Annotated in this window: 18 protein-coding genes; 8 read left to right on the top strand and 10 right to left on the bottom strand. The window is 68.2% G+C overall.

Annotated elements, in window-relative coordinates:
* Window positions 1-25 precede the first annotated feature (25 nt).
* Window positions 26-997: a DUF1353 domain-containing protein gene (locus tag ACWEOI_RS32720; protein ID WP_452362102.1), complete on the top strand. Its 972-nt coding sequence runs from the start codon at window positions 26-28 to the stop codon at window positions 995-997.
* Here ACWEOI_RS32720 and ACWEOI_RS32725 read toward each other — a convergent pair.
* From ACWEOI_RS32725 to ACWEOI_RS32745, 5 genes are all read right to left on the bottom strand, one after another.
* A complete protein-coding gene (locus ACWEOI_RS32725; protein WP_452362103.1) occupies window positions 975-3233 on the bottom strand; it encodes an MMPL family transporter in 2259 nt (752 codons plus the stop codon). The genes ACWEOI_RS32720 and ACWEOI_RS32725 overlap by 23 nt on opposite strands.
* Window positions 3227-7489 (bottom strand): type I polyketide synthase, encoded by a 4263-nt coding sequence (locus ACWEOI_RS32730; RefSeq protein WP_452362104.1) that lies wholly within the window; start codon window positions 7487-7489, stop codon window positions 3227-3229. Before ACWEOI_RS32730 ends, ACWEOI_RS32725 begins: the two co-directional genes overlap by 7 nt.
* Entirely contained in the window at window positions 7486-7755 is a 270-nt protein-coding gene (locus ACWEOI_RS32735; RefSeq protein WP_452362105.1) for an acyl carrier protein, read from the bottom strand. Before ACWEOI_RS32735 ends, ACWEOI_RS32730 begins: the two co-directional genes overlap by 4 nt.
* A gap of 46 nt (window positions 7756-7801) precedes the next feature.
* Complete coding sequence (locus ACWEOI_RS32740; RefSeq protein WP_452362106.1) at window positions 7802-9550, bottom strand: fatty acyl-AMP ligase; 1749 nt, start codon at window positions 9548-9550, stop codon at window positions 7802-7804.
* 443 nt (window positions 9551-9993) lie between these two features.
* Entirely contained in the window at window positions 9994-10437 is a 444-nt protein-coding gene (locus ACWEOI_RS32745) for a TetR family transcriptional regulator (protein WP_433665653.1), read from the bottom strand.
* 13 nt (window positions 10438-10450) lie between these two features.
* Here ACWEOI_RS32745 and ACWEOI_RS32750 point away from each other — a divergent pair, with 13 nt between their 5' ends.
* Window positions 10451-10684 carry a hypothetical protein gene (locus ACWEOI_RS32750; RefSeq protein WP_452362107.1) on the top strand — a complete coding sequence of 78 codons (234 nt, stop codon included), beginning with the start codon at window positions 10451-10453 and terminating at the stop codon, window positions 10682-10684.
* Window positions 10685-10686: 2 nt separating this feature from the next.
* Window positions 10687-11136, top strand: coding sequence for a hypothetical protein (locus ACWEOI_RS32755; RefSeq protein WP_452362108.1), 450 nt, complete (start codon window positions 10687-10689; stop codon window positions 11134-11136).
* Between the two features lie 24 nt (window positions 11137-11160).
* Here the strand turns inward: ACWEOI_RS32755 and ACWEOI_RS32760 are convergent, their stop codons facing one another.
* Window positions 11161-11604 (bottom strand): MarR family transcriptional regulator, encoded by a 444-nt coding sequence (locus ACWEOI_RS32760; RefSeq protein WP_433665655.1) that lies wholly within the window; start codon window positions 11602-11604, stop codon window positions 11161-11163.
* Window positions 11605-11715: 111 nt separating this feature from the next.
* Between ACWEOI_RS32760 and ACWEOI_RS32765 the strand changes: the two genes are divergently transcribed.
* Entirely contained in the window at window positions 11716-12843 is a 1128-nt protein-coding gene (locus tag ACWEOI_RS32765; protein ID WP_452362109.1) for an NADH:flavin oxidoreductase, read from the top strand.
* Between the two features lie 84 nt (window positions 12844-12927).
* On the opposite strand, the gene ACWEOI_RS32770 is transcribed toward ACWEOI_RS32765, so the two are convergent.
* Entirely contained in the window at window positions 12928-13485 is a 558-nt protein-coding gene (locus ACWEOI_RS32770) for a lipase family protein (protein WP_452362110.1), read from the bottom strand.
* A 546-nt stretch (window positions 13486-14031) separates the two neighbouring features.
* Between ACWEOI_RS32770 and ACWEOI_RS32775 the strand changes: the two genes are divergently transcribed.
* From ACWEOI_RS32775 to ACWEOI_RS32785, 3 genes are all read left to right on the top strand, one after another.
* Window positions 14032-14964 carry a hypothetical protein gene (locus ACWEOI_RS32775; protein WP_452362111.1) on the top strand — a complete coding sequence of 311 codons (933 nt, stop codon included), beginning with the start codon at window positions 14032-14034 and terminating at the stop codon, window positions 14962-14964.
* Between the two features lie 523 nt (window positions 14965-15487).
* Entirely contained in the window at window positions 15488-15781 is a 294-nt protein-coding gene (locus tag ACWEOI_RS32780; protein WP_433665659.1) for a hypothetical protein, read from the top strand.
* 118 nt (window positions 15782-15899) lie between these two features.
* Entirely contained in the window at window positions 15900-16685 is a 786-nt protein-coding gene (locus ACWEOI_RS32785) for an SAM-dependent methyltransferase (protein WP_452362112.1), read from the top strand.
* A gap of 385 nt (window positions 16686-17070) precedes the next feature.
* Here ACWEOI_RS32785 and ACWEOI_RS32790 read toward each other — a convergent pair whose 3' ends face one another.
* A complete protein-coding gene (locus tag ACWEOI_RS32790; RefSeq protein ID WP_452362113.1) occupies window positions 17071-17679 on the bottom strand; it encodes a GNAT family N-acetyltransferase in 609 nt (202 codons plus the stop codon).
* A gap of 4 nt (window positions 17680-17683) precedes the next feature.
* A complete protein-coding gene (locus tag ACWEOI_RS32795) occupies window positions 17684-18640 on the bottom strand; it encodes an MBL fold metallo-hydrolase (protein WP_452362114.1) in 957 nt (318 codons plus the stop codon).
* 47 nt (window positions 18641-18687) lie between these two features.
* On the opposite strand from ACWEOI_RS32795, the gene ACWEOI_RS32800 reads away from it, so the two are divergent.
* Entirely contained in the window at window positions 18688-19110 is a 423-nt protein-coding gene (locus tag ACWEOI_RS32800) for a MerR family transcriptional regulator (RefSeq protein ID WP_379099373.1), read from the top strand.
* On the opposite strand, the gene ACWEOI_RS32805 is transcribed toward ACWEOI_RS32800, so the two are convergent.
* Entirely contained in the window at window positions 19107-20423 is a 1317-nt protein-coding gene (locus tag ACWEOI_RS32805; protein WP_452362115.1) for a cytochrome P450, read from the bottom strand. The two genes, ACWEOI_RS32800 and ACWEOI_RS32805, sit on opposite strands and share 4 nt — an antisense overlap.
* Window positions 20424-20447: the final 24 nt, after the last annotated feature.

The raw sequence follows: 20447 nt of genomic DNA on the forward strand, positions 1-20447 counted from the left end.
TGCCTTCCGGTGTCACCCTGAGACGATGGAGCTCAACGATGAGCAGGGCACCGGATCCTTCTACGACGCGGGGCAGGCGCCGGCCGCGGTCGCCGCGGCCGAGGTCGGTCCCACCGCCGTGGTGGTCAACAAACCGGCTGAGCCCGCGCCGCCACTCACCGCACCCGAACCGCAACCCGACCTCACGATCATGCTGGATCGGACCTACAACACGGCGACCCGTCGTGAATCGTTCCGGCTATTGCGGCGCATCGGATATGAAGACGACGCACCCGATGGGTTCGGCACCATCCTGGTCCCGGCGGACCTCGAGCATTGGACCACCGACCTCACCTCGGTCCCGGCCTTCCTGACCTGGCTGGTGCCGAAAACGGGCGCCCACCTGCCCGCCGCCATCCTGCACGACGGCCTCGTGCTCAACGGCGACGAACCGGCCAGCTACATCGCCGAGCGGATCATCCACCGCGACGACGCCGACCGCATCTTCCGTGACGCCATGGCCAAGACCGGCACCGGCCTGATCCGCCGCTGGATGATCTGGGCCGCGGTGACGGCGGCGACCATGCACCTCGGACACCAGGTCGACTGGTCCCCGCTGCGCAAGTGGCACTACCGAATCGCCTTGTGGGGCACCGGCTTGCTGATCCTCCTGATCGGCCTCTGGTGCACCCTGGACCTCATCGACGTCCCCGGCATCCCGAGCGTGCCCTGGCTCGGCAACGACATCTGGCATGAGCTGATCGGAGGCTTCTCCGGAGCCGTCGTGATCCCGCTGCTACTCGGTTCGACGTGGGGCAAATTCCGAAAGGCCGGATGGATTCTCGGGCCTCTGGTGGCCTTGATCATTCCCGCGGTGATCCCGATCCTGCTCATCAGTGCAGCCTTCCTCGGCGTGGATCGTCTCCAGCGTTGGAACACCCGGCTGGCCGCTGCCGTGGCCATCGCTTTCGTCGCCCTGTCGTTCGCGGCGTTCGTCACGTCCTGGTGCACTTCCTGACCGCAGACGAGTCGGGAGCCGTCGCAAGCGATTTCGGGGATCCGATGGGCGCCGGCTCCCGCGTCCGGCTAGGCACTGCGGCTGCTTCGCTCAATCCGATGCGGGCATGCAGTCGGCGCAGCGGGCGCGGCGCCCACCAGTTCAGGTCTCCGGCGATCCGCATGAATGCCGGAACCAGGACGCCACGGATCAGTGTCGCGTCGATCATGACGGCCAACGCCGTGCCGATTCCGAACATCTGCATGAACGACAGGCCGTTCGAGAACGACAGCAGCGTCACCGTGAGCAGTGCGGCGGCGCTGCTCACGATCCGCCCGACCCGGCCGAGGCCCTCGATGGTGGCCGTCGTGGTGTCGGCGCCGGCGTCGTAGGCCTCCTTGATCCGGCTGAGCAGGAACACCTCGTAGTCCACCGACAGGCTGAACGAGATGCAGCACAGCAGCACCACCATGGCGAGGTTCAGCGGTGCCGGGGTCACGCCGAGCAGCCCCGCCAGATGACCGTCCTGGAAGATCCAGACCATGGCCCCGAGCACGGCGGCGAGCATGAACACATTGAGCAGCAACGCCTTGATCGGCACCACGATGCTGCCGGTGAACAGGAACAGCAACACCAGGGTCGCCGCCGCGATGATCGCGAGGGCCGGACCGAGCCGCCCGGTGATCGCCGCGCGGCTGTCGATCAGGGACGCCGTGTCGCCGCCCACCGACATGTGCTGCGCGGTGACGGCGGGTAGTTCGCGGATCGACCGCACCAGATCCTGCGCGGCCGCGGACTGCGCGCCACCCTTCAGCCGCACCAGCATGAATCCGGTGCTGCCGGAGGTGAATTCGGCGCTCCCGAGCCGCGGGTCGGCAGTTCGCACCCCGCGTGCGTACTGCCCGAATCCGCCCTCGACCGCCGCGACGCCGTCCATCGCGGAGATATCTCGCGCGACGGCCTCGAGCGCCCGAGGGTCTCGCTCGGTCAACACTGTCACCGCGTCCGACATGTCGACCGGGTAGTCCGTCCGGATGGCCTGGGTGACCTGCCGGGCGGCGGAATCGGTCGGCAGCGCCCGCTCGTCGGGCGTCGCGAATTGCATGTGCAGGAACGGGATTCCCATCGCCATCAACAGCACGATCACGGGCAACGCCATGCGGATCGGCCGCCGGGTCACCGCCGCCGCCGTGCGCCGCCAGAACCGCGACGGCATGGCGAGCCGAGTGCGGCGGCGGCGGATCGCCAGCGCGTCGACCCGTGGACCGAGCAGGCTCAGCAGCGTCGGCAGCACGACCACCGCGGCCAGCGCCGCCAGCAGCACCACCGCGATCGCGGCCATGCCGACCGAACGCAGGAAGTAGGTGGGGAAGATCAGCATTCCGGCCATGGCGACGGTCACGGTGGCGGCACTGAACAGGATGGTGCGCCCGGCCGTGGTCACCGTCTCCACCACCGCCTGTCCGGGCTCGTGGCCCCGGTCACGCTCCTCACGGAACCGGGACACCATGAGCAGGCCGAAGTCGATGGCCAGCCCCAGCCCGAAGGCGGTGGCCACGGTGAGCGCGTACACCGACACATCGGTGACCTTGGCCAGCCAGTACAGCACCAGTGTGGTGGACAGGATCGAGAAGATGCCGACCGACAGCGGAAGCAACGCCGCCGCCACGCCACCGAAGACGACGATCAGCAACAACAGTGTCGCGGGTAGCGCGATCGATTCGGATTTCACGAGATCGCTCTTGACATGGTGCTCGATCTCGTTGGTCAGCCCCAGGATCCCGCCGGCCCGGACCCGGATGGCGGGATCGTCGGTGGGCAGTTCGTCGACGATCGTCTCGCCGACCCGCGCCCGCTGCTCCGGAGTGCCCTCGGTATGCAGCAGCACCAGCCCCGACCGGCCGTCCGAGCTGCGTAGCTCCGGAACTCCCTGGGACCAATAGGACCCCATGACCACGACATCCGGTTCCGCCGCGAGGTCCCGCGTCAGGCGTCGCGCGGCGGCCGCCACCGCAGGACTGTCGGCATCGCCGTCGCGGGCGGTCACCTCCAGGATGAGATCGGGCGATCCGCCGAACTCGGTGTCGAGGGCCCGCTGCACGTGGGCGGACTCCGACCGCGGATCCTCGAACCCGCCGACCTTCAGCTGCGAGGACGCACCGGCCCCGAGCAGTCCGGCCAGAACGAGCACGGCGATCGTCACGGCGAGAACCGGTTTGGGGTGCGCGACCGTCAGGTGGGCGAGTCGTCTCAGCATGAGGCCACGATCGAGAGTTCCTCGGCCAGCACCTTGACCGTGTGGCGGATCTGCTCCTCGCTGTGGCATGCGGTGACGAAGAACCGTAGCCGGGCCTTGTCCTCCGGCACCGCCGGATACACGATCGGATTCACATTGATTCCCCGCCGCAGCAAGGCATTCGACAGGGTCAGGGTCTTCATCGAGTCGCCGACGATGCACGGGATGACGGGAGTGTCGTGGCTGTCGCCGGTGTCGATTCCTGCCTCCCGGGCCAGCCCCAGGAACAGCCCAGACATGTCACGGAGCCGCTCCAAAAGCTCTGGCTCCGACCGCATCTGGCGCAGCGCCGCGAGAGATGCCGCGGCATTGGGCGGGGTGATGCCGACGCTGTAGACGAATCCGGGAGTGGTGTATTTCAGGAACCGGATGAGCTCCCGGCTGCCCGCGACGTATCCGCCGCAGCCCGCCAGCGATTTCGACATCGTGCCGGACCACAGCTCCACATCGCCGCGGTCCACGTCGAAGTATTCGCCGATGCCGCCACTGGTCGCACCGAGCACACCGATGCTGTGCGCCTCGTCGATCATCAACAGTGCCTGGTGCTTCTTCTTCACGCCGATGATCGCGGGCAGATCCGGGATATCGCCGTCCTGGCTGTACACGCCCTCGATCACGATGAGCACCCGCCGATACTGGTGGCGGATGTCGGTGAGTATGCGGTCGAGCGCGGCGTGGTCGTTGTGCGGGAACGGGCGCCGGGTAGCACCGGAGAGCTTGCAGCCCTGCAGGATGCTGTCGTGCGCCAGACTGTCGTGGATAATCAGATCCTCCGGTCCGACGATGTGCCCGATCACCGTGACATTGGTGGCGTGGCCGCTGACCAGCGCGATCGCGTCCTCGGTGCCGAGCAGCGCGGCGAGCTCGTGCTCCAGCTCGGTATGGATCGGCTTCTCCCCGGAGAGCACACGGCTGGCCGACACGGAGCTGCCGTATCGCGCCACCGCGTCCTGCACCGCGGTGACGACCGCCGGATGCCCGGACATGCCCAGGTAGTTGTAGCTGGAGAAGTTCAGCACCGGCCGGCCCTCGATGATCGAGGTGTCCCGGGTGACCCCGTCGTTGATCAGGAAGTAGGGATTGGACACGCCGAGCGACTCGGCCAGTCCGATCCGGTCGGAGATCGCTTTGACCTCAGGGAAGTCCGCGATGCGGCACTGGGGTTCCACCACGGCCCGTGGTGGCGCCAGGGGCTCGGGGGCCGCAGGAGCATCCTCCGGTCCCGAATTTCCCGCCACGAGCGCGATCACATCACCGAGAGTCGTTTCGGGCGTGAACCAGTCCGGTGCGATGACGAGCCCGGGAGTAGTGCGGGCGATGCCGTTGAACAGATCGGCGATCATGATCGAGTCGAATCCCAGGTCGCCGCTGATGGTTTGGCTGTCGGTCAACTTCCCGGCCGGAAAGCCGCTGACTCGCGCGGCCTCGGCCCGGATCGCAGCCGCGACATCGGAGTTCGTGCCGTCCAGACCCGGGCGAGTCGGTCGCGGGTCCGTCCCGGGCCGCCCGTTGGCGGCCGCCGCCAGCACGGCGGCCTGCTCCCGGAAGAGTGCGATCAGCTGCTCCATGGTGGTTTCCTCGGTGTGTTGCGGTGCGGGGGTGGGTGATTCGGTGGCCGGGGCGTCATCGGTTCGGGTCCAGAAGCGATGGGTGGTGTCGAACTCGTATCCACCGACACGCTGCCGGAGCCGAGCGGCGGGCTCGTACAGCGCATCCCAGTCCGGATCGAATCCATCGCGATACAGCGCGGCGACGGTGGCGGCCAATTCGTGGCCCGTCGCCCGGGGTCCCGGGCACGGCGTCAGGGTGGGCACCTGTGATCCCGCTCGGGTGAGCATCGGCGCGAGCGTGCGCTGCGGGCCCAGCTCGATCAGATGCGTCGGTTCGGCGGCGAGGGCGGCCGCCGCGGCGTCGGCGAAACGCACGGTCGCCTCGATGTGTTCGACCCAGTAGACGGCGTCCATCGGCTCGTCGGCCGCGAGTAGGCGGCCGCGCAGCGTCGAGTAGATCGGGATGCTCGGCGGCCGGTAGACGCACTCCCGCGCCACCTCCGCGAACGCCTGCCGCATGGGTGTCATCAGCGGCGAATGGAAGGCATGCGAGACGGTGAGCGGCCGGACGGTGACGCCGCGGTCGGTGAGCACCGTGCCGAGGCGGCCGATCGCGTCCGCCGCGCCGGACAGCACCACATCTCGGGGGCTGTTGATCGCCGCCAGCGCCACCTCGCGCTCGTCCGCGATCAGTTCGCCGACCGACTCCGGGGTGGCGCGGACCGCGAGCATCGCCCCGCCGTCGGGCAACTGCTGCATGAGCCGCCCGCGGGCGGCGACGAGACGGCAGGCGTCGTCGAGGCCGAACACGCCGGCGATGGCGGCGGCCGCGAATTCTCCGATGCTGTGGCCGAGCAGCCATGCGGGCCGGACACCGATGTCGGTGAGCACCCGGGCGAGTGCGTACTCGACCGCGAAGATCGCGGGCTGCGCGAATTCGGTGCGATGCAGGATCTCGTCGTCGCCCAACAGCAATTCGGCCACGGAACGGTGCAGATGTGCCGACATGTGCTCGTCCACCTCGGCGAGCGCCCGGCGGTACGCCGCGGACTCCGTGTACAGGGCGCGCGTCATTCCGGGGTATTGCGCGCCCTGGCCCGTGCACAGCCATCCGATCGAAGGCCGCCGCGCGACACCGGAATTCGCGTCGAGCACGGTGTCGTCGCCGGCGCAGGCGCGCAGCGTCGTGACCGCCTCGTCCCGGCCCCGCACCACGAATGCCAGCCGGTGGCGGCCCGAGGACTTGACCTGATTCGTCGACCAGCACACCGGGCCCAGCGCGGCGGAATCCTGAGCCAGCCGCTCGGCGAATCGAGCGGCGTTGCGCCGCAACCCCTCTCGATCGTTCGACGACAGGGTGAGCACGCCACCGCCGAGCGCCTCGGGCGCCGGCTGCACCGGGGGAGCGGTCGCGAGCAGCATGTGCGCATTGGTGCCGCCCATGCCGAAGCTGCTGACCGCGCCGTAGTTCGGCCCATCCGGCAAGGCCATCGGCTCGGTGAGCAGTCGCAGCCCGTGACCGGCCAGGCGAAGTTTCGGATTCTCGTCGGCCGCGTACCGGGTGGGCGGCACGACGCCGTGGTGCAGGCTCAGCGCCGCCTTGATCAGCCCCGCGATACCGGCGGCCCCCTCGGTGTGCCCGAGATTGCCCTTGATGGAGCCGATCCCACAGGGCTGCGGCCGCGGCACCGCGTGCACCGCACCCAGCGCCTTGACCTCGATCATGTCGCCGAGCACGGTTCCGGTGCCGTGCGCCTCCAGGAACGCGACCTGATCCGCGCTCACCCCCGCGCGCCGGTAGGTCTCGGTGACCACCTGCTGCTGCGCCCACCGGTTCGGGGCGGTGATCCCGTTGCTGCGGCCGTCATTGTTCACCGCGCTGCCCGTGATCACCGCGTAGATCGGCAAGCCCTCGGCCTGCGCGTCCGCGAGCCGGCGCAGCACCAGCACCGCGACGCCTTCGCCGCGGCCGATGCCATCGGCCTTGCCGCTGAACGGTTTGCAGCGCCCGTCCGGCGCCGACAGACCGGCCTGCGTGTAGAAGATATTGAGCGTGGGTGTGACCTTGATGTTGACGCCCGCGGCCAGCGCCTGATCGCATTCCCCGGCGCGCAGCGCGACGCAGGCCTGATGCACGGCGACCAGCGACGACGAGCAGGCGGTGTCGACGGCGATGCTCGGACCCTTCAGATCGAGCTGGTAGGACAGGCGGTTGGCGGTCATGAAATACCCGTTGCCGGACCCGAGTTGCGGCGTGATGCGCGCGTAATCGCGCAGGTGGACGGTGGCCCATTCGTTGGCCATGACACCGACGAAGACGCCGGTGTTCGAGCCCGCCTGCCCGCGCGGATCGAGGGTGGCGTCCTCGAACGCGCGCCACGCGGACTGCAACAGCAGCCGCTGCTGCGGATCCATCGCTTCCGCCTCCCGGGGCGTGATGCCGAAGAACTCGTGGTCGAATGCGTCGGCGTCACTGAGGAATCCGCCGCTGCGGTTGTTGACCGCACCAGGACCGCCGTCCGGGTGGTAGAGATCGGCTGCCCGCCACCGCTGGGCCGGAACGTCGGCGATGGCGTCCGCCCCCGCCATCAGCAGCCGCCACAGTGCCGCGGCATCCGGCGCCTGCGGAAAGCGGCAGTCCAGCCCGACGATCGCGATGTCGGTCATGCGGCGCGCTCGCGTTGCGTGCCGACCTCATCGGCGATGTAGGCGGCCAGGTCGACGATCGCCGGGTAGTCGAACACGATCGTCGGATCCACGTCCAGGCCCCACTCCTCCTCGATCTCGCCGCAGATGCCCACCGCCGACACCGAATCCAGGCCCAGTTCGGCGAGCGGGACCGTGGGGTCGATGTCGTCGGCGGGGCGGTCGAGGTGATCCGCGACCCGACTGGCCAGCCAGTCGGCGATGAGGACGTGTTCTGGGGTGCTCATGAGTGCCTTCATCTGCGGTGATCTCCTGATAGTTCGGTTCGTGGGGTCAGACGAGAGCGGGGACGGGTGTGCGCGCGTGCTCGACGGCCGGTTCGATCTCCTCGTGCAGCACGGCGTCGAGCGTGCGGTCCAGGAACGCGGCCCGCATCGAGGCGCGTTGCACCTTGCCGCTGGTGGTGCGGTGCACCGCGTGACGTTCGACCAGCACCACGCTCGGTGCGGGCACCTCGAAGGCGCGGGCCACCGTGGTCCGGATTCGGGACGCCAGCTCGGCCGGGTGCGGCTCACCCGACGCGTCGGTTCGCACGCCCTGGATCACCAGCAACCGCTCCTGACCGCCGGTCTCGATCGACAGCACCCCGGAATCGGCCAGCGCCGGGTGGATTTCGCGCACGGCCTCCTCGATGTCCTGCGGATACAGGTTGCGGCCGTTCAGGATGATCAGGTCCTTGAGCCGTCCGGTGATGTAGAGGTCACCGGCGTGGCGGGCGCCGAGATCCCCGCTGCGCAGGTACGGTCCGGCGCCTTCGGTATAGGCGGCGAACCGGTCGCGGGTTTCCTCGCCTCGTCCCCAATAGCCCTGTGCCACACTGGTTCCGGCGATCCAAATCTCTCCTACGTGACCATCCGGGAGTGTCCGCAGGGTGACGGGGTCGACGATGCGGATGTCGAGCCCCGCTACCGCCGCGCCACAGCCGACCAGACGAGTGCCGTCCTCGGCGGGGACGAGCCGGTTGCGTTCCAAGGCGCCGGGATCCGCGGCGAGGCGAACCGTCGGCCGGCCGACCCCGCCGGCGGTGGCGATCAGCGTCGTCTCCGCCAGGCCATACGCGGCGAGGAAAGCGTCCGCGCGGAACCCGGCGGGACCGAGCCGCTCGATCACCGCGTCGAGGGTGCGCGCGCGGATCGGCTCGGCGCCGGTGAACGCGACACGCAGTGAGGAAAGATCGAGTTCCGCGAGCATCGCATCCGTCACCCGGCGGGCCATCAGCTCGTAGGCGAAGTTCGGGGCCGCCGTGATGTGCGCGCGATAACGATCGATGGCTTCGAGGAGCCGGACGGGCCGCTTCAGAAAGGTCAGCGGCGACATGTAGACCAAGTTTCCGCCGACGAACATCGGCTGCAGCAGCATGCCGATCAGCCCCATGTCGTGGAAGTGCGGCAGCCAGCCGACGCCGACACTGGTGTCATCGGCCGCGGTAGCGGCGGCGATGGCCGCCTCGTTGTGCATGAGGTTGGCGTGCGAGACGACCACGCCCTTGGGTTCACCGGTGGAGCCCGAGGTGTACTGCAGGAAAGCGATGGTGTCGCCGCTGATATCGGGCATTGCCCAGGCGTCCGGATCGCCGAGCGGCTCGCCGTCGGTCGCCGCGACCGAGATCGAACTCGTGAAGGGGCCCTCGTCCTCGCGAATCCACGCGGTCAATGGCTCACCGAGCTCGGCGGTGGTGAGCACCAGACGAACTCCCGCATCGCCGAAGATCCCGAGGACGCGTCGCAAACTGCGCGCATCGTGCGGCGCGGGCGCCGGTACCGCGATCACTCCGGCGTACAAGCAGCCGAGGAAGGCGCGCAGAAACTCGGGGCCGGGCGGGTACAGCAACATCACCGGCCGGTCGGCCTCCTCGCGCCGCGAGAGCCAGTCGGCCAGCGCCCGAGCGTCCCGGTCCAGGTCCGAGAAAGTATCGATATCCTCGATCAACTCACGACCCGCCTCCCGCAGGTACGTATACGACCGGGTGCTGCCATAGGCGGCGACCTGACGGCGAACATGTGCGACAAAGGTGGCATGCATGTGAGTGAACTCCTGGCGAGGTCGCCATCAGGGGTGGTGGGGTAGGCCTGGAATCTGCCTCGATAGATATCGTCGCTCGGCAATCTCCGCGCAAATAGCCACCCAAGGTGTCGGTCGGACGACACCCCTGGAGCGGTGTCCGGCCCCGAGGGTGTGGACCCTCCCGCACGTCGGCCATGGGCACCAGCGGTGCGCTCTCGCCCAGCGATTCCACCGACGCGACCCGGCCCCGGATCACGCGACGTGGATGATGTTGTCGCGTCGAGCCTTTCGCCGACGAGCTCTACCGCGTCGCGTCCGGTTGGACGGCCGCACCCTGCACATCCCCTACCCGAATTCGGGCGAATATGCCGTCAGTGACGAATCTTTCGCCAGGGTAGAAGGCTCTCCCTATCCAGCTCGTAGATGACTTCTTCGGCGTGGCGCCTGGTATCGGTCGCTGCTTACGCGGAACCTGCCCTGACGTCCGCGTCGTCGAGTGCGGGCACGAGCGGAGCAAGTGCGGCGCGCAGCAGATCAGGCAGTGAGCCGGACACCACGACGAAGCCTGCGAGGGCGGTGTCGGAGGCGGGCTGTAGCCATTGCTCGAGGGCGACTCGGATGGCGGCAGCAACGCCGGCCGCGAGTACCGGGGCGGTGAATTCGTCTATAGCGCCCAGACGTTCGGTGATCGCGTCCGCGAGACCGACTTCGGGCGCGCGAGCGGTGACCGCCGCCCCGACCCGGACCTCCCGTTCGGTGGTGACGGCCGCGACGATCGCCTGGTCGCGGCTGGAGAAGTAGTTGTTGTAGGTGCGCGGTGAGACGCCGGCCGCCTCGGCGATGTCCTCGACTCGCACATTGTCCGGCCCCTGCGAACCTCCGGATCGACAGAAGGGACCACACATGCGAGCCAAGGGGATGACCTACGACACCGGGTTCATCGCGAACGGCCACACCTCACGACGGGACTTCGACCCCGAAGTCGTCCGCCGGGAGTTGAAGATCATTCGAGATAACTTGCACTGCACGGCCGTTCAGATCGTCGGAGGCGATGCCGATCGGCTGGAATTCCTGCTCGGCGACCCCGAGACTCGTGGTGAGCGACTGACCGACGTCATCGCTCGACTCGACAGCTTCTTGGGGAAGCCGTAGCCATGGTGCGTGAGCACTTCGGAGGCAAGCTCACCTACTGCGCCATCCCGTTCGAGCGGATCGGCTGGACCCCCTTCGACATCATGTCGATCGAACTCATCCGCTCCGCCGAGGTGGCCGAGCAGTTCCAGGCCGGGGTGCGCGAACTGGTCGCGCAGGGAAAACCGTTGGCGATCACCGGTTTCGGCACCGCGACCTGGAAAGGCTCGGCCGATATCGCGCCGCGCAGCAACGAGATCGTCGAATACGACGCCGGCGGTGCCCCGATTCGATTGAACGGCAACTTCGTTCGGGACGAGGCCGGACAAGCCGCCTACCTGTCCGAACTGCTGGATATCTTCGACAGCGAAGGCGTCGACAGCGCCTTCGTATTCCTCTTCGCGCTGCACAGCCACCCGCACCGGCCCGACGGTGATCCCCGTGACGACTTGGACCTCGCGTACAAGGCCTGAAACCCGGAACTGGAACGGGTGAAGTCACTCCGGGTGGGTGTCGCGCCGGCAGACGAAGGCCCGTTCCAGCAACGCGTACAGATGGTCCCGGTCTTCGCTGCTGAGTCTGTCCAAGCAATCTCGAGTGGTGTGCATCTTCGCCCGGATGGCGTCGGCGACCTGTTCACCCTCGACCGTGATCACCAGGTTCGTGACGCGCCGGTCGGAGCCGCTGGCCTCGCGGCGCACGAGGCCGCGCTTCTCCAGCCGGTCGATAATCCCGGTCACGTTGGAGGCGTCGCAGGCCATGATCTCGGCCAAGGCGCGCATGGCGCTGGGTCCTCGGCGCAGCACGATCAGGGCTTTGCCCTGACTCGCGGTGAGATTCTCACTCGCCGCCGCGACGGTGAAGTCCCCGTAGTAGACGCCGAGTGACACCGAGAGCAACTCCATGAGCTGAGCGGTGTCTACGCGGGTCGTTTCGGGCATGGGAAGAATCTTATCCGCAGAAACTTGACTATCTCAAATATTCACCACTAGCGTTTGTCGAAATTGTTTGAAGTTCTCAACTATCAAGGTTCACAAGTAGGGGAGCGCCCAGTGACCGTCACCACCTCCGATGCCGCCCGCACGGCCCACCTTCTGTCCCGGCCCGTCACGCTGAACGGGCTGACCGTTCCGAACCGCATCGTGATGGCGCCGATGACGCGCATGTTCTCCCCGGGCGGCGTGCCCGGCGAGGACGTGCGCGGCTACTACGCCCGCCGCGCTGCCGCCGGCGTCGGATTGATCGTCACCGAGGGCACCTACGTCGGCCACGATTCGGCCGGACAGAGTGATCGGGTGCCGCGCTTCCACGGTGAGGAACAGTTGGCGGGGTGGGCGAAGGTGGCCGAGGACGTGCACGCGGCCGGCGGCACGATCGTGCCGCAGCTGTGGCACATCGGCATGGTTCGCAACCACGGCGATGAGCCGTATGCCGATGCCCCCGCCGTCGGCCCGTCGGGTATTCGCGTCGACGGCACCGAGGGCGCCGGCAAGGCGATGACGCAGCGCGACCTCGACGATGTCATCGGCGCCTTCGCCGATGCCGCCGCGGCCGCCGAGCGCATCGGCTTCGACGGCGTCGAGGTGCACGGCGCCCACGGCTATCTCCTCGACCAGTTCCTGTGGGAGCGGACGAACCGCCGAACCGATGTCTACGGTGGCGATTCCGTGGCCCGCACGAAGTTCGCGGCCGAGATCGTGGCGGCGATCCGGGCGGTCGTCTCACCCGGTTTCCCGGTGATCTTCCGCTACTCGCAGTGGAAGCAGGAGGCCTACGACGCGCGGCTCGTCGAGACCCCGCAGGACCTGGAAGCGATCCTGGCACCGCTCGCCGCGGCCGGCGTCGACGCCTTCCACGCGTCCACCCGCCGCTACTGGCTGCCGGAGTTCGAGGGTTCGGACCTGAACCTGGCCGGCTGGACGAAGAAGCTCACCGGCACACCCACCATCACCGTCGGATCGGTCGGCCTCGACGGCGACTTCCTGCGCGCCTTCACCGGCGTCGGCGCCGAACTCGGCAGCCTCGACAACCTCCTCGACCGGCTGGAACGCGACGAATTCGACCTGGTCGCCGTCGGCCGAGCCCTCCTTCAGGACCCGGAGTGGGCGTCCAAGGTCCTGTCGGGCCGGATCGAGGAGCTGAAGCCGTATGACGCGGCGGCACTGAGGACGCTCAGCTAGAGCGTGTCTCACGCACCGCCGAGCGACATGGACGGCACCGCGCGCGTCGAACAACCGTCTGGCGCGGCCTGCCCTGCCAGACGGTCATCGATCCAACGCAGCACCGCGGGACTCGCGCTGACCGCGAGGCTGACGTGCTCGCTCGAGCGCGGCGTAACCCGGCTGTTTCGGGGTGAACAGCGAGCCTTTCGGCCCCTCCCAGTCGGGTACGGAAATCGCGTGACCGGACGACAAGATCTGGTCGATCTGCATGAGATCCAGACTGGCATCGTTCTTGTCCGGCCCTCCTTGCCGGAGCACGAACGAGGGAACGCACTGCGGGGCCGACGCATCTTCGGCGGCCTGATAGGTGATCAATCCTTTGACCTGCCCGGTTCTTGGGCGCAGCACGGTCGCCATCGGGCGGCCGTCGGTATCGGTCGTTCGATACAGCAACTGCCAGGCATCCGCGTCCTGCGCCTGCGGCCCCATCGAGGCCACCTCGACGGGTCGCGAATTCAGAAGGGTGCCCGGCGCCTTCGAGTCCCAGCCCGATGGCGGCGTGTAGAACGGGTCGTTCTGCGGGGTAGGCAGCGGATCCGCACTCCCGACAGCCATGGGAGTGACCGCAAGGCACAACATGGCCGAAGCTGCGATCAGCACCGAGCGCAGTTGACCGCGCCTGACCACTGAACTCGTTGCGTCACAGGCTGATACGACACTGCCCATCATTCGGATTCCCTCCCCGGCGGGGACAGCCTCGCACGAATCCCCCTGAACGCAGCAGGGTACGACAGAACTGGTACGCGGGTACATGCAAGCACAGTTTTTGAGTAGTTTCGTTGAGCTTTAGTAGCGTTTGCGCCAACCAAACGTAAACGAAAAAGATCCAACGGTTTTCAGGGGAAGTGGGGATCCTGACCTCCGATAAGGTTCACTTATCGGAGGTCAGACTCGGGTTGATTGATTTGGGGCAGTTCGGGTTTCGTTTCGTGTTGTTCCGTTGGAAATGACGAAACCAACGCTACGATTTGCGGCGTGACGAGTACTTGCAATTACCCGGGGTGTACGAAACCGATCACGCGCGGCGGAGGGCCGGGGCGGCCGTCGGAATACTGTGAGCACCCCGAGCACACGCGGTGGCGGGCTTGGCGGGAGCGGCAGCGGCAGCAGGCGGGGGACGGTGAAGGGCCGGTCGCGAATGTCACTGTGACGCAACAGGGGCCGGTGACCGTGGCCCGTCTACGGGCGGATGAGCTGCTCGGACAGTTTCGGGCGATCGCCGAACAGCTCGGCACGACGTTGAATACGGCCGTGGCGGAGCTGTCCACCCTGGCCGATCCGGCGGTGGCGGAGGCGCAGGTCCAGGCTGTGCAGGCGGATGCGGCGCGGCGGATTGCCGAGGCTGAGATGGCGACCGTGGCGGCCGAGCAGGCGCGGCGGGAGAGCGAAGAGGCCAAGGCCGCGGCGGAATCGGCGGCCGAGGATGCGGCGCTCGCCGCCGAAGAGGCCGAGGGGCGGATCGCGGAGGCGCTGGCGGCACGTGATGACGCGCTGCAGGAGGTCGCGCGGGTGACCAAGCAGGCCGCCGATGATGTGTTCGCGGCACGGGCCGAGGCAGAGGCCGAGATCCGCACCATCCGCCGGGAATCCAGCGAGGACGTCGAGCGGGCCCGGCAGCAGGCGAGCGAGGACATCGAGTTGGCACGGACCAAGGCGGCGGCCGAGATCGAGCAGGTGCGGCGGGATTCGGCGCAGCGGATCACCGCCGCTGGCGCCGAGCGGGATCTGGCCGTGCAGCGGGCCGCCGACGCCGAGCGCACCATCGAACGCGCGGAAGCCGCGGTGGCGGAACGCAGTCAGGTGGTCGCCGAGACGCGGGCGGTGCTGGAACAGACGCGCACCGACCTCGACCGCACCAGGACCGAACTCACCGATGTCCGCCGGCAGGCCGCCGCCGATATCGGCACCGTCCGCGCGGAAGCCAAAGCCGCACTGGACCAGGCGCATCAGGAGTCCGCGGCCCGTATCGCCGCGCTCGACGACGCGCGCGCTCAGACCCTGGCGCGCGCCGCCCGCGCCGAGCAGCAACTCGACGCTCTCCTCGCATCCCGAACCGAACAGCCCGAGCCCTCCCAGTAGGCCCTTACACCATGCAGCCCCGTTGCGGGGGACAGAGAAATTGAGGGCACCCGTTCCGATGGTGAACCGGAGAATCGCCTCCTAAGGTCGGAGCGGGGGCCTTCGCCCCCGAGTTGTCTTGTCGCGCAGCGGATGTGTCGGGGATGGGGCTGCGGTGAATTCGGGAGGAAGAATGTCCGCGATTGCGGATCGGTGTGGCGGGTTGCGTGCGGGGAAGGGTGCCGGCGCGGCGGCGGTGTTGGTGTTGGCGGCCGTGATGGCGCTGGCGTCGGGGTGTTCCTCGGGTGATTCGAAGACTTCGTCGGCGACTACGACCAAGCCGTCCACCAGTGTGACCACTACCAGTGTGGTACCGACGAGTTCCGGTGCGCCGGTGGCGAGTCCGGGTGGCGGGAACCCGGGCGGTGGCAATCCCGGCGGCGGTAACCCGGTAGCGAACTCACCGCAGCAGCCGCAAGACGTGGCACCCGGTGACGCACCGCCGCCCGAGCCCGCTCCGGCGCCCGGCGGTGTCGACCACTACGTGAAGTGCACCGACAAGATCAACTACGCTGGCGACCCGCGCAGCAACGCCGAAATCAATCTGCTCGGTGAGCAACACGGTGGCGACTGCCCGGTTCCGATTACCGCCACCGCAACCGCAACGACAACCCCACCGGCCACGACCACGACCGATCCAGCACCGGCCGTCACCTCCACCACGGTTGCTCCGACCACCACAGCAGCGGAGACGACGTCTGCGCAAACCACAACGGTCGCAGCGCCTCCCGCCGCCGATCCGGCCACCACGCCGGCCGCCGCGACCGTCCAGAAATAGCTCGGGCTCACCCCCTTGTGACACCTGGTGCCGTTTGCGAATATGACGCAAGATTTCCTGGTGGATAGCGGTATCGTCGGTGGGGGAAAGAGGGGTGTGACACTTGAACATCAACGCCATGCGAGCACGGCAGTCCCGGCCGAGCGTGGCACGCGTATACAGCTACGTCCTCGGCGGGCGCGACAATTACGGTGTCGACAAGGATCTCGGTGACTACTTCATCGAAGACCTACCCGGGTCGGAAAAGTTGGCCATCACCAATCGCGACGCAGTGCTGCGCGCCGCGAAGGCCATGGCGGACGCGGGAATCCGGCAGATCATCGATATGGGTTGCGGGCTCCCGGCAGCCGTGAACGTGCACGAGGTGGTGCGGCAGGTCTACCCGGAGGCCCACGTCGTGTACGTCGACGACGACCCGTTCGTGGTGGCCCACGGCCGGGCGCTCCTCGCCGTCGACGAGGGAATCACGGTGCTGGAAGCCGATATTCGCGATCCGGCGGGCATCGAGAACAATGCCGAGGTGCAGCGGCTCATCGACTTCGACGAGCCGGTCGGCCTGCTCTTCGCCATGACGCTGAGTTTCGTCAATGACGAAGAGAATCCGACCTCGGTGGTCCAGTACTGGGCGGATCGCATCGCTTCCGGCAGCCGGATCTACCTCTCGCACTTCCGGACCGGAACCTCGCGCGAGGCGATGGCCACCGCGAGCAAGATCCTGGAAGCCTTCGGCCGCGGACGCTTCCGCACCGACGACGAGATCCGCGCCTGCTTCGGCACACTCGCGCTCGACGAGGACGATCTGCGCCCGTGTGTCCAATGGCGTGGTGAGGACGCCGAGGGGCACCAGCCGGAACTGTCGGTCTGGGAACAGCTGGTGGTCGGCGGCATGGCCCGTAAGCCCTGATCGCCGCATATGACGAGGCACCGGTAGCGACCAGCTGCCGGTGCCTCGTCGTTTCTGCTCGAGGCACCGATCAGTCGGTCCGCCCGACTCCACACCGGCCCGGTCGGTATCCGATCTGTTCAGGGTCGACGAGTCCAGCCTCGTCCCGGCGGAAGTGATCGACCCAGGATCGATCGAGCCGGTAGGCGCCGCCGAGCCGATAGTTACCCGGATCGACGCGCGAGCTCGCCCGCAGCGGAAACCCGACCCGGTCGCCGTCGGCGCGAATCTCCTGGTCCCGCACCAGCCACCAGGCCCGCTGCGCGTATTCCGGCAGCCCGGCGTGGAGCCACAGCGCGGTGGTGAGCTGGATCGCCGGCCCCGCCCAGAAGTCGATGATGGGTCGTCAGCGGGGCGTACGCCACATCGGCCACAGCGGCGGGCCGCCCCGGGTGGCGTCCAGGGTGCCGGTGACCTCGAAACCGAACCGCTCGTAGTACGGCACATTGTCGGGTTTGCTGGATTCCAGGTAGGCGGGCAGCCCGTCCGCGTCGCAGCGATCCAGCCGCGAATTGAGCAGGGCCCGCCCGAATCCCTGTCCGCGAACGCCGGGCAGGGTTCCGAGGACGGCCAGATACCAGTGCGGTTCGCGGGGGTGCGCCCGCGCCATCGCCTCCGAGAGCCGGCCGGCGGTCAGCAGCCGGTGCCGGAAGGCGAAGAGCAGCCCGGGCAGCTGACGCCGGCTCGCGTCGTCCGGGGCGTGCCAGTGCCCGGGCGGCGCCCAGAGTGCCGCGCCCACGATGGAATTGGCGTCGTTGCAGGCCACCTCCACCCCACCCAGGGGGATGAGATGGTGGCGGGCCATACCGGTGAACAGTGCGGCGGCGCGGCGAGCGCGGGTGGCGTCGTCGCGGATGAGCCATGCGGTGATCGGATCGTCGGAGAAGGCGATGCCGAGCACTCGCGCCAATTCCGGAATATCGGATAGCTGGGCCGGACGTACGGTGATCCCCATGGGTTCACGGTAGCGGCTCGGCGACCTCCGCATCGGGCGCTGCCAGTAGCAGGGCGGCGTCGGGATCATGGGTGGGGATCACCGGAACGAGGCGTTGTGCCAGGTGGAGCCGGTGCAGGGTTCTGAAGGTGGCGTCGCGGTCGTGGTCCATGAAGACGCCCGGATAGGTGGCCTTCTGACGGATTCGGTCGATTTGCAGGGTGTGCCAGGCGGCGTCGCCGGCGAGGAGCTTCCAGCCGTGCGTCGTATGGGCGAGAACGCCGATGCTGCCGGGGGTGTGTCCGGCGAGGTCGACCAGGACGACGCTGCCGTCTCCGAAGAGGTCGTGGCTGCGGGTGAAGGTGAGGATCGGGGGACCGTCGAGGTCGTACTCCTGGTGGGGACGGTCGACGAGGGAGTCGCGGACGCCGCCGACCGGCGCGACGGGACCGGCCATGACCCAGTCCCGCTCGACGCTGTGCAGGTGGACGGGCAGCCCCGGCAGGTCGAGCAGACCGCACACGTGGTCCCAGTGGGCATGGGTGGGTAGCGCGAAGTCCAGTGCGGGCAGGCCCGGTTGGGCTTTCAGCGCGGTGGCGGTCGCGATGGTCTCGGCCGGCGGACGCGCGACGGGACGGATCACCGCGGGCAGTTGCGCGATGGCGCGATGCTCGGCGTCGATGCAGAATCCCGGGTCCACGATGAAGGTCGCTTCGGGGTGCTGGATGACGAAGGAGCTCAGCGCGCTGGTGATGCGGCGCGGAGTGGAGACGCCTTCGACGACCACCTGGGTCGGCACCGGTCGCGGGAAGTTGGTCAGAGCCGTCACGGTGACGGTGCGCTCGGCGCGGGGGAGTCCCGCGTCGGTGATCGAGCGCAGGAACCGTTGGTCGGCGGGCCTGGGCCGGACCGCGCCGTGGAGGGAACCGATTGCGGCGGTGCAGCATTGCAGGAGCGTGGGCTTGCGGACTGGATCGGACATGAAGGAACGCTAATACTTAAGGTCGACATGAAGTAAAGGGGAGAATCGTGACCACAGCGCAGGACATGAGAATCGGTGACGCCGCCGCGGCACTCGGTGTGGAGACGCACGTGCTGCGGCATTGGGAGTCGGTGGGCCTGCTCGCCCCGCCGCGCAGCCCATCGGGTCACCGCAGCTACAACGAGGACATCCTCGACTACGCCCGCGCGATTCTGACTTTGCAGCGAACCGGTCTGTCGCTGAGCCAGATCCGGCAGCTGGGGCTCAGCGAGCACACCGATCGCCGCGCCATCATCAACGACCGCCGCGCCGAGGTGCGTGAGCGCATCGCCTTGCTCGAGGCCACCGACCACTTCCTCGAGCATCTGCTCGCCTGCCGCCACGCCATCATCAGCGAATGCGACGAGTGCTCGGCGTACGTGGCCCAGGCCCACGTGCGACGAGCACCCGACTTCCCGGACCGCGGTTAAGGGAGCGGGGAGACCACGACCGGAGCGCCGTGGGCCGGAACATGCGTGATGTTCCGGATCCGCACGGGCTCGCCGGTCTTGCCCTGCGGCAGCGAAAGCCGGTAGCGGGTGAGGATCTCCCGCAGCACCGCTGTTCCCTCCATCAGTGAGAACCCGGCTCCGATGCACCGCCGCACGCCGCCGCCGAACGGCAACCAGGTGTTGGGTGCGACCGATCCGTCGAGGAATCGTTCGGGCCGGAACGTGACGGCGTCCGGGAAGGCTTCGACACGTTCGTGCGCCAGGATGATCGAGGTCGCGATGACCGTGCCCCGCGGCAGGTCGTATCCGCCGATGGTCAGGTCGCGAGTGAGTTTGCGGCCCGTGCCCGCGATGACCGTGTGCAGCCGCATCGACTCCTTGAGCACCGCTTCGAGGTACTTCTCGTCCCCGTTGTGGGCCGCGCGGCGGGCCTGGGTCTGGATCTCGGGATTGGCGGCCAGCTCGTGGCAGGTCCAGGACAGCGCGGACGCGGTCGTCTCGTGCCCGGCCAGCAGCAGGGTGATCAGCTGATCGCGCAGTTCGGCGTCGGTCAGCGGCGCGTCGTCGGGGTTCTCGCCGGATCCGGCGGCCAGCAGCCGCGACAGCACGTCGTCGCGCGCGTCCAGGTTCGGCTGCGCCCGACGCTCGGCGATCTCGCGGTAGAGCAGCTCGTCGATGGCGGATTGGGTGGCGCGGAACCGTTTCCACATGCCGCGCCGCGCCAGGAACGGGTACTTCCAGCCGAACATGATGATCGGGCTGACGTTCACGACCTCACGCAATCGCGGCACCAGCGCGGCCCGGCGGGCTTCGTCGGCCATACCGAACACCACCTGCATGATGACATCGAGTGTCAGATCGTTCATGCGGTCCAGCGTGTGCACGGTCGCGCCCGGAACCCACCGGTCGACATGGGTTTTCGCGATGTCGTCGACCAGCGCCCGGTATCCGCGCAGTGAGGACCCCACGAAGGCGGGCATGAGCAGTCGCCGCGCGCGGGCATGCTCGTCCTCGTCGGTGATCAGCAGCGAGTGCTCACCCAGGATCTCGGCCAGCAGCCGATTGCCCTCTCCGGCATGCAGATCCGCGGGGTCTCCGGCGAAGATCTCGCGGATGTGCTCGGGCCGGGTGAACACGACCAGGTTCTCGGCGTACGGCGCGACCAGATGCAGGGTGAAGGTGTCGCCGTGCCGGCGGGCGGCCGATCGGACCAGCGGTCCGCGCCATTTGGTGTAGATGGCGGTCTGCAGGAGGGGCGGCAGGGCCGGTCCGGGTGGAAAGGTGGTGGTCACGTAGCCGGTTCCCTCCAGTCGCGC

This window comes from Nocardia sp. NPDC004340 (assembly GCF_053602575.1).

Coding starts and splice junctions, on each gene's coding strand:
- ACWEOI_RS32720 (WP_452362102.1), top strand. CDS start 26: ATGGAGCTCAACGATGAGCAGGGCACCGGATCCTTCTACGACGCGGGG.
- ACWEOI_RS32725 (WP_452362103.1), bottom strand. CDS start 3,233: ATGCTGAGACGACTCGCCCACCTGACGGTCGCGCACCCCAAACCGGTT.
- ACWEOI_RS32730 (WP_452362104.1), bottom strand. CDS start 7,489: ATGACCGACATCGCGATCGTCGGGCTGGACTGCCGCTTTCCGCAGGCG.
- ACWEOI_RS32735 (WP_452362105.1), bottom strand. CDS start 7,755: ATGAGCACCCCAGAACACGTCCTCATCGCCGACTGGCTGGCCAGTCGG.
- ACWEOI_RS32740 (WP_452362106.1), bottom strand. CDS start 9,550: ATGCATGCCACCTTTGTCGCACATGTTCGCCGTCAGGTCGCCGCCTAT.
- ACWEOI_RS32745 (WP_433665653.1), bottom strand. CDS start 10,437: ATGTGTGGTCCCTTCTGTCGATCCGGAGGTTCGCAGGGGCCGGACAAT.
- ACWEOI_RS32750 (WP_452362107.1), top strand. CDS start 10,451: ATGACCTACGACACCGGGTTCATCGCGAACGGCCACACCTCACGACGG.
- ACWEOI_RS32755 (WP_452362108.1), top strand. CDS start 10,687: ATGGTGCGTGAGCACTTCGGAGGCAAGCTCACCTACTGCGCCATCCCG.
- ACWEOI_RS32760 (WP_433665655.1), bottom strand. CDS start 11,604: ATGCCCGAAACGACCCGCGTAGACACCGCTCAGCTCATGGAGTTGCTC.
- ACWEOI_RS32785 (WP_452362112.1), top strand. CDS start 15,900: ATGCGAGCACGGCAGTCCCGGCCGAGCGTGGCACGCGTATACAGCTAC.
- ACWEOI_RS32790 (WP_452362113.1), bottom strand. CDS start 17,679: ATGGGGATCACCGTACGTCCGGCCCAGCTATCCGATATTCCGGAATTG.
- ACWEOI_RS32795 (WP_452362114.1), bottom strand. CDS start 18,640: ATGTCCGATCCAGTCCGCAAGCCCACGCTCCTGCAATGCTGCACCGCC.